Annotated in this window: 11 protein-coding genes; 7 read left to right on the forward strand and 4 right to left on the reverse strand. The window is 37.4% G+C overall.

All coding sequences use genetic code 11. The features are described 5' to 3' along the window. Positions 1–124: 124 nt before the first annotated feature. Positions 125–613 carry a cysteine hydrolase family protein gene (locus FD31_RS13200; RefSeq protein ID WP_057893254.1) on the forward strand — a complete coding sequence of 163 codons (489 nt, stop codon included), beginning with the start codon at positions 125–127 and terminating at the stop codon, positions 611–613. 43 nt (positions 614–656) lie between these two features. Here the strand turns inward: FD31_RS13200 and FD31_RS13205 are convergent, their stop codons facing one another. After that, positions 657–926 (reverse strand): hypothetical protein, encoded by a 270-nt coding sequence (locus FD31_RS13205; protein WP_057893255.1) that lies wholly within the window; start codon positions 924–926, stop codon positions 657–659. 558 nt (positions 927–1,484) lie between these two features. After that, the gene (locus tag FD31_RS13210) at positions 1,485–1,760 is read right to left on the reverse strand and encodes a metal-sensing transcriptional repressor (protein WP_057893256.1); all 276 of its coding nucleotides are present in this window, start codon (positions 1,758–1,760) and stop codon (positions 1,485–1,487) included. 475 nt (positions 1,761–2,235) lie between these two features. Between FD31_RS13210 and FD31_RS13215 the strand changes: the two genes are divergently transcribed. Beyond that, entirely contained in the window at positions 2,236–2,562 is a 327-nt protein-coding gene (locus FD31_RS13215) for a thioredoxin family protein (protein ID WP_057893257.1), read from the forward strand. Between the two features lie 325 nt (positions 2,563–2,887). Here the strand turns inward: FD31_RS13215 and FD31_RS13220 are convergent, their stop codons facing one another. Both FD31_RS13220 and FD31_RS13225 read right to left on the reverse strand, forming a co-directional pair. Continuing rightward, entirely contained in the window at positions 2,888–3,589 is a 702-nt protein-coding gene (locus tag FD31_RS13220; protein ID WP_057893258.1) for a VIT1/CCC1 transporter family protein, read from the reverse strand. A 15-nt stretch (positions 3,590–3,604) separates the two neighbouring features. After that, entirely contained in the window at positions 3,605–4,294 is a 690-nt protein-coding gene (locus tag FD31_RS13225) for a VIT1/CCC1 transporter family protein (RefSeq protein ID WP_057893259.1), read from the reverse strand. A 193-nt stretch (positions 4,295–4,487) separates the two neighbouring features. On the opposite strand from FD31_RS13225, the gene FD31_RS13230 reads away from it, so the two are divergent. The 5 genes from FD31_RS13230 to FD31_RS13250 all read left to right on the forward strand — a co-directional run bounded on the left by FD31_RS13230 (position 4,488) and on the right by FD31_RS13250 (position 7,982). Beyond that, entirely contained in the window at positions 4,488–4,949 is a 462-nt protein-coding gene (locus FD31_RS13230) for a Fur family transcriptional regulator (protein WP_057893260.1), read from the forward strand. Beyond that, entirely contained in the window at positions 4,942–5,355 is a 414-nt protein-coding gene (locus FD31_RS13235; protein ID WP_057893261.1) for an arsenate reductase/protein-tyrosine-phosphatase family protein, read from the forward strand. Before FD31_RS13230 ends, FD31_RS13235 begins: the two co-directional genes overlap by 8 nt. Before the next feature lie 255 nt (positions 5,356–5,610). Continuing rightward, positions 5,611–6,519, forward strand: coding sequence for a metal ABC transporter solute-binding protein (locus tag FD31_RS13240; RefSeq protein WP_057893262.1), 909 nt, complete (start codon positions 5,611–5,613; stop codon positions 6,517–6,519). Beyond that, complete coding sequence (locus FD31_RS13245) at positions 6,516–7,181, forward strand: metal ABC transporter ATP-binding protein (RefSeq protein WP_057893263.1); 666 nt, start codon at positions 6,516–6,518, stop codon at positions 7,179–7,181. Before FD31_RS13240 ends, FD31_RS13245 begins: the two co-directional genes overlap by 4 nt. A 3-nt stretch (positions 7,182–7,184) precedes the next feature. Then, positions 7,185–7,982 (forward strand): metal ABC transporter permease, encoded by a 798-nt coding sequence (locus tag FD31_RS13250; RefSeq protein WP_057893264.1) that lies wholly within the window; start codon positions 7,185–7,187, stop codon positions 7,980–7,982. Positions 7,983–8,092: the final 110 nt, after the last annotated feature.

The raw sequence follows: 8,092 nt of genomic DNA on the forward strand, positions 1-8,092 counted from the left end.
GCATAACTCCATAACTCTCACCCGGAGGTGCCTTCTTTTGAGACACTTTTTAATTATGTCGCTTTCAAAAATTAAATCATCATGTTACGCTCATTCTAGAAAATCTTTTAGGGGAAGTGCTATCATGCCAGAATTAGCTGATGCTTTAATCGTCATCGACATGCAAAAAGCTTTGCAATATAGTTATAACTTCAATGGTCTTGTCCACAATATCAATGACCGAATTTCGCAATATCGTCAATCTAATAAGCCCATCATTTTCATCCAACACAATGATCAAGATGTTGTCCGTGGTAGTGACCTCTGGCAGTTGTCGGGCAAATTGGACAAACAAAAAGAAGACATCGTGGTGGAAAAATTCCATCCTAATGCCTTCTATCAAACTAATTTAAACAAAGTTTTAATGCAAAAGAGTGTCCGTTCAATCGAACTTTGTGGTGCCCAGACTGAATACTGTTGTAACGCTACAATCGTTATGGCACACGGACTTGGCTACAAAATTTTCATGGAACACGATATGACAACAACTTTCGATAACGATTATATGATTGCAGAAGATACGATTTCATTCTTTGAAAATATTTGGAATCAACGTTTCGTTACCTTTCAGTGAAAAGTAAAAAAAGTCGCTGCGGCGACTTTTTTGTTTGGAATAACTAAGCATAAGTAGCAGAACTGTGAATCAACTCATAGCCATTCAGATTCAGGTTTCCCAATACATGATTGATAATCTTGTCCGGATAAACCTCCCCTACTTTATAGGCCAAATAATATTTCGACTGATCATCTGATGCAATCCAACGACCAATTTTGGCTAGTTCCGTGAAAGCTTTAGGATCAAAATCGACTGACCGTCCAAAATCAATCGTAATGATTTCTCCTTCAAACCAACTAATATACTTAAGCGTTCCAGGTAAATTAGACATTCACCATCATCCCTTTTACATATATTTGAAACCGTTTACTATCGTCAAATATACCACCTTTCCTTAGTCATTTGGTTCCAATCACCAAACTAAGTGAAGTTTTTTTCAAAGTCCTTATGTATAACTAAAAATGACAACAAAAAGTCCCAGTAATCGTCAGACCACTGGGACTTTTTCAAATATTTTGAATTACTACCTAAAGGTTGAAATACTAAAAACAAGCTTTAAGTCTTGCTATTCTAGCCATCATTTACCAAAAAAAATCAAACCAAACGGTAATAATTCAATTTATTTACATTTAATCAAAAACAAAACATAAACTAGCCGGAAGAAGCAAGAATTTAGGTCGCTGTGAAGGTGGCGTTGGCGCTTTAGCGCTTACACCACGGGACGAGTTTTGAAACTCGCGGTGTAGGCGAGGTTCAAAATCGAGGTTCGAGACCGCCTTTTGGCTCGAACCGGTCCCCACAGCGACCTAAATTTCTTGCTTCTGGAGGTGGCATATTACCATTCACACAATATATTCAACCTTCAGTTACTACTTAACATTAAAAAAACCTATTTAGTTTTCAACATCAAATCCAATGATTTTTGTAATTCTTCCAACTGTTGAGCATCTTTACAATCAGTATTCTGACGAATATTTTGAGCAATGACCAATTTCATAGCTTTATCAACACTAGATTTAACCGCAGATAATTGCATCAAAATATCATCACACGGTTTATTGTCATCCATCATTCGCAAAACAGCATCTAGCTGCCCTCTTGAACGTTTCAAACGACTAGTAATCTTTTTACGAGCCACAGCAGACTCTTCAGGTGTTTGAGACATAGTTAACCTCCCAAATTGATTTGTTGATACAATTATACCCATGCGGGTACAGGGTAGCAAACAATTGCTTTATTTTTTATGAAAAAACTGATAATAGATTTTCTAGTCTGACTTAAATCAATCCATACCTGATTACGAAATCAAATATAATTACAAATAATAAGGCTAACCTCGTCTCCAGAAACTCCATATAAAAAAACATTAGTTCATAACCAACCAACTAGCCTGCGGGTGTGAGAAACAGAGCCAGCAGTGATAGTGGTTAGAGCTTTAGCTCTTACATCACAGGACGAATTTTGAGATTCGCGTACTTTGCGAAGCTCAAAATCGAGCCTGGAGACCTTGGCTCCAGGCGGTCCCACAGCAGGCTTTGTTTCTCACACCCGCAGGTGGCCACCCAAAAGCCAAACAAATTGGTTGCTTTAATTTACCCTAGGGGGTATATTATTGACATAGTAATGAGAAGGAGAATTGAATGATGGCAAATATTACAGAATTATCAGATAAGACATTCAATGACGAAACGGGCAAGGGACTAGTTATCACCGACTTTAACGCTGACTGGTGTCCTCCTTGTAAAATGATGAACCCCATCTTGGAGAAGTTATCTTCAAGTGATCAATTGGGTGACAAAATTAAATTCACATCAATGAACGTTGACCAAAACCCTGAAACACCAAACAACTTTGGTATCCAAGGTATCCCAACATTTATCATTAAGAAAGATGGTAATGTTGTTGGTCGCATGGTTGGTTATCAACCAGAAGAAAAGTTCCGTATGGAACTAGAAAAGTTCATGTAAGGAAACAAGTGTTTTAGAGCCGCCAGCATAAAACATATTTTAAATTCCAATAATAAAGGTCAAGTAATCCCATTTCGGGATCACTTGACCTTTTTGTTTAACATATTTTGTTTATCAGATAACTTGTTGTGCTAATCATGCCATCGACACAATCGTGAAATAGTCTATAAGTCTTATTACCCCAATAATTCGGAATAAAAAAACAACGAATAAACTCGAGATTCAAGACCGCTCTTTGGCTTGAATCGGTCCCCATAGCGATCTAAATTTCTTGTTTCTGGAGGCGGCATATTTAACTAACAAAGCACGTTAAGATAGCTAATTTTTACAACATCAATCCAACTGAATAGTGAATTGCCATCGTGATTAGACCAACAATAATATTTCTAATCATGGCTGTTTTAACCAAACCATCGCCTAACTTAGCGCTCAAGTAACCTGTCAAAGCAACTGACAAAGTAACCGCTAAAATTGTGCCTGGCCATTTAATTGAAGCAGGCAAAAATGTCATCGCAACTAATGGGAAAATACCACCAGAAGCAGCCGAAACTAGTGATGAAAAAGCAGCATCCCAAGGACTCATATAGTGTCCAAGTTGTAAATCGTACTTAATTTTTACAACTGTTCCCAAGGCATCTTTATTCATCAATTCAGCAGCTATTTTATTGGCTGTGTCTTGTGTGACACCACGTTCAACATAGTAGTTAGCGACCACGGCCAACTCATCTTGAAAATTAGTCTTTATCAGCTCACGTTCTTTTTCAATTGCAGCTCGTTCAGTATCCTTTTGTGAGCTAACTGAGGCATATTCCCCAGAAGCCATTGAAAAAGCACATGCTAAGAGGTCAGACAGACCCGCGATAAAAATTGTAAATTGATTAGTAGTAGCAACGGCGACAGAAAATAGTACACCGACAACTGTTAAAATACCATCATTTGATCCCAAAACGCCCGCACGTAAAGTGTTTGACCGTTCTGCCATTGTTTTCTTTTGTTTCTTTGGTTTCGACATCGTCATAGATTTCATCCTTATCACTCCCTACTAATGCGCAAATAGCGAACCAATCGCATAAGTTACAAACATAGTTAACAATCCTGAAACAACATTTCTAATTACAGCTTTCAAACGATTAGCTCCGCCAAGTGCTGCCGCAATGTAGCCGGTGATTGATAAAGCAATGATTACGGCAATCACAGTAGCCATCATTTTAATATCTTCGGGAAACATCGTAATCGAAACAAGTGGCAAAATTGAGCCTGTTGGAAAAGAAATCATTGAAGCCATGGCAGCCGCAATCGCACTTGTTTTTTCTTTAGGATTAAAACCATATCGTTCACGAACAGCAACGTCCAACGGATCTGCGCTGAGCATTTCGTGGGTCGCTTGTGTTGCTAACTCATTTGAAATCCCCGTTGCTTGATATTTATCACGAATAAAATTGAATTCTTCTTCATAGTGACCATCAAGTGCGGTAGATTCTTTTTCTAGAGCACGTTTTTCAGTATCACGTTGGGTACTAACAGAAACCCACTCGCCCATTGCCATTGAAATTGTTCCGGCCAACATCCCAGCAATCCCTGCTAGAAAAATAGCATGATTATTACTTTGGGCACTGGCAACACCGACAACGATTCCGGCAACTGAAACGATTCCATCATTCGCACCCATTACACTGGCACGCATAACATTAATCTTTTCAGACAAGCTTTGTTTCTTCTTTTCTTTTGGCATAGTGCCTCACTCCTTAATTGTTTATTACATTGGAATGGTTCTCACTTACTAACGAATTCATAATACCGCAGAGGTTTTTAAAAGTAAACAATTAAACGCTTTTGATGAAAAAAAGTTAGATTATTTGGAATTGTCTCAGATTAAGTAATATAATTAACCTGTAATGATTCTTAGGTAGAAAGGAAGATTGCTCATGGCTAGTAATGCTGTAATGGAAGAAACACTACAAGTTTTAAAGGACCATAAGCTACGAGTTACGCCACAACGGCATATTATCTTGGCTTATTTAGTCAGCCATCATAATCATCCCACTGTGGAAACAATTCGAGATGCCCTCAGTAAGGAATTGCCTAATATCGGGTCATCTACGATTTATAATACTCTGAACACTTTTGTTGACCATCATTTAGTCGTGGAATTGCAAAACGGTGATGGTAGTACACATTATGATTACTTCGGTTCACCCCACTATCACGCTATTTGTACTAATTGTGGACGAATTGTAGACGTTACGTATCCTGGATTCAGTGATACTGAAAAAAGTCTTGAAGAAAAGACAGCTGAAATATCTGGATATATGATTTCTGGTAATCACATGGAAGTTTATGGGCTATGTCCCGAATGTCAAATCAAACTAGGTATAAAAAATGACTAATAACATTTACTTTTTATGTAGCGGAAATTCCTGTCGTGGACAAATCGCTGAAGGATATGCCAAGAAATATCTACCCACTTGGGAAGTCGAAAGTGCTGGCGTTCGTGCCGAAGACATAAATCCCCAAGCCGTCAAAGTCATGGCTGAAGATAATGTTGATATTTCTCAACAAAAATCTAAAACAATCGACGACCTTCTCCTAAAACAAGCAACTATCGTTGTTACGTTAAGTGGTGAAGCACGCGATAAAAGCGGCATGCCCAAAAGCACCCGCTGGTTTGATTGGCCAATCAGTGATCCAACCTTAGCCACAGGGACAGAAACTGAAATCACTCAAACATATCGCGATGTTCGTGACGATATTAAACAAAACATTCTCGAATTAAAGAAACATATTGATAATTAAATATTTATCCAAAAAAGCAGACTATTAGATGAAATATTCTAATAGCCTGCTTTTTGTCTGTCACTTTTTGTAGCCAGTGGTCGCAATGATAGTGTCCTGCATTGAAGGCCGAGGCGTTGGGACGACCGATTCTCACAGCAGATGCCTTTGTTTTCGACTACTGGCAACATTCTTAAATGATAAAACTTACTATTTACTTTTTTAAGCCCTTAGTTTAGAGTTAAATAGTATTATTTATCATTAAGGAGAGATTTAATGAATATCAAGAAACAAAAACTTTTAGGAATCATTCTCAGTTTCACTATTTTTCTTTTGATTTTGTCAGGTTGCTCTAACAAAAAAGTTAACAGCTCAACCTCAAAAATAAATATTGTCACCACTACCGACTTCTACGCTGAGGTTGCCTCTGCTGTGGTTGGTGATAAAGGATCAGTTTCTTCTATTATTAATAACCCGGCTATTGATCCACATGATTATGAACCAACAACTAATGTCGCCAAAAAAGTTAGTCAAGCAGATATCACAGTTGCTAATGGACTTGGCTATGATTCATGGATGAACAAACTCAGTAAAAACGGTACTTACATCAAGATTGGTGAAAATGTCATGCACAAGAAAACTGGTGACAATCCGCACATCTGGTACAATCCCAACACCATGCCTGATTATGCCAACTACTTAGCTGATCAACTTGCTAAAAAATATCCCAAGGATAAAGCTTACTTTAAACAAAATGCTCAAGAATATATTGCTTCACTCAAACCGCTACAAAAAGAATTGAGTCAATTAAAAGCTATTTCTAACAAGTTACCTAACAAAAATGTTTATGTTACTGAACCTGTTTTTGATTATTCAATTCAAGCGATGGGTTTCAAAGTTACCAATCAAAAATTTGAACAAGCTGTCGAAAATGGCACCGATCCAACTCCTAAAACCATCAAAGCAATGCATCAAGGAATTAAAAACAAACAAATTGCATTCATGGTATTAAACACACAAACCGACAGTAAACTCGTTAATAATTTAGTTAAACTAGCAAAAGATAATCACATTCCAGTTTTAAATGTCACCGAAACTTTACCTAAAGGTCAAACATATAAGCAGTGGATGCTTTCACAATATCAATCTCTAAATAAGATTTTACAAAGTGAGAAACAACAATGATAGTAGCGAAGAATTTAACCAAAAAATTTGGTAAACAATTAGTTTTTGAAAATTTAAATTTTACAATCAATGATGGTGAATTTATCAGCCTTGTCGGACCTAATGGTTCTGGTAAAACTACCCTCGTGAAAATTTTGATGGGAATGGAATCCAAGACCAGTGGTGACCTAGAAGTTGCTAAGCAAACGATTGGCTATGTGCCTCAATTCAGAAATATTGACCTGGATTACCCTCTCAGTATTGAGCAGTTCGTCCGTTTGAATCTCAAATTCACCTTTAGTCTGGAAAAACGCCGTCGTGATAATGAATTACTCCAGACAATTATGGAAAAGACGCATCTCCTAACGCTCAAGGATCGACCACTAGGCTTAGCTTCTGGTGGCGAAAAACAAAAAGCCTACTTAGCTCAAGCCTTACTTAATGATCCCCAAATTTTGATTTTAGATGAATCGACCGCCAGTTTAGATGTCGAAGTTAAAATGCAGCTAATGGATCTTGTTCAAGAGTTGAATCAAAAATACCAACTAACCGTAATTTTTATTACCCACGATTACGAGTTAACAAAAAAATATACTAATCGAGCTCTCCTTTTCAAAAACAAAACGATTGAATCTATTGATATCAATGATGTTTCCGAAAAAATGTTCGAGCAGGAGGGTTAATTTATGTTTGGATATGAATTTATGCGTCTGGCCTTTGTCGCTAGTACTTTTATTACTATTACTGCCGGATTGGTCGGTGTCTTCGTCGTTTCAAGAAATATGTCATTTTTATCACACACACTATCAGAAATTGGCTTTGCGGGAGCTTCATTTGGCATCCTAGTCGGAATCTCACCATTAGCTGGCATGATTATTTTCACCCTCATCAGTTCCATTGCCGTCGGAAGTTTAAGTGGTGAAGCTTCCCGACGTGAGGCATCAATCAGTGCTATTTCTTCCCTATTCATAGGTTTAGGAATACTCTTTTTATCACTGTCAGCTCAATCAAGTAGTTACGCTACCAATATTTTGTTCGGAAGTATCGTTGGTATCAGTGGACCAGAAGTTAAGCAACTCATGATTTTAGCATTATTTGTCATCGTGATTTTCCTAGTATTTTATAAACCATTAGCTTTCGATTCCTTTGACCATTTAGGTGCTCAGGCAGCCGGTTTAAAAACACGACTATTATCCATCACTTTTCTCGTGACATTGGCATTGAGTGTCAGTATTGGAGCTCAAATCGTTGGTTCACTCTTAGTTTTCGTCTTGCTAACTTTGCCAGCTGCTACAGCAAAATATTTAGTTCACTCGGTACCAAAAATGATTTTAGTGTCAGTAGGATTATCATTGGCAGGAGTTTGGTTAGGATTATACCTAGCTTTCATCACCAACTGGCCCGTCACATTCTTTATTTCCAGTTTTGAAGTCTTAGCCTACTTTGGTGGACTGAGTTATAAAAATTGGAAATTAACACATTAAATAAAAAGCCAGTCATGAGAAATGAAGCTTCTCGTAACTGGCTTTATTTATATTTGTATAAAGATTGAAAGATTCAAATTTATTTACTGGCAAATTTTATAATCAAGTTA

It is taken from the genome of Companilactobacillus nantensis DSM 16982 (genome assembly GCF_001435815.1).
Lineage (GTDB): Bacteria > Bacillota > Bacilli > Lactobacillales > Lactobacillaceae > Companilactobacillus > Companilactobacillus nantensis.

Coding starts and splice junctions, on each gene's coding strand:
- FD31_RS13200 (WP_057893254.1), top strand. CDS start 125: ATGCCAGAATTAGCTGATGCTTTAATCGTCATCGACATGCAAAAAGCT.
- FD31_RS13205 (WP_057893255.1), bottom strand. CDS start 926: ATGTCTAATTTACCTGGAACGCTTAAGTATATTAGTTGGTTTGAAGGA.
- FD31_RS13210 (WP_057893256.1), bottom strand. CDS start 1,760: ATGTCTCAAACACCTGAAGAGTCTGCTGTGGCTCGTAAAAAGATTACT.
- FD31_RS13215 (WP_057893257.1), top strand. CDS start 2,236: ATGATGGCAAATATTACAGAATTATCAGATAAGACATTCAATGACGAA.
- FD31_RS13220 (WP_057893258.1), bottom strand. CDS start 3,589: ATGAAATCTATGACGATGTCGAAACCAAAGAAACAAAAGAAAACAATG.
- FD31_RS13225 (WP_057893259.1), bottom strand. CDS start 4,294: ATGCCAAAAGAAAAGAAGAAACAAAGCTTGTCTGAAAAGATTAATGTT.
- FD31_RS13230 (WP_057893260.1), top strand. CDS start 4,488: ATGGCTAGTAATGCTGTAATGGAAGAAACACTACAAGTTTTAAAGGAC.
- FD31_RS13235 (WP_057893261.1), top strand. CDS start 4,942: ATGACTAATAACATTTACTTTTTATGTAGCGGAAATTCCTGTCGTGGA.
- FD31_RS13240 (WP_057893262.1), top strand. CDS start 5,611: ATGAATATCAAGAAACAAAAACTTTTAGGAATCATTCTCAGTTTCACT.
- FD31_RS13245 (WP_057893263.1), top strand. CDS start 6,516: ATGATAGTAGCGAAGAATTTAACCAAAAAATTTGGTAAACAATTAGTT.
- FD31_RS13250 (WP_057893264.1), top strand. CDS start 7,185: ATGTTTGGATATGAATTTATGCGTCTGGCCTTTGTCGCTAGTACTTTT.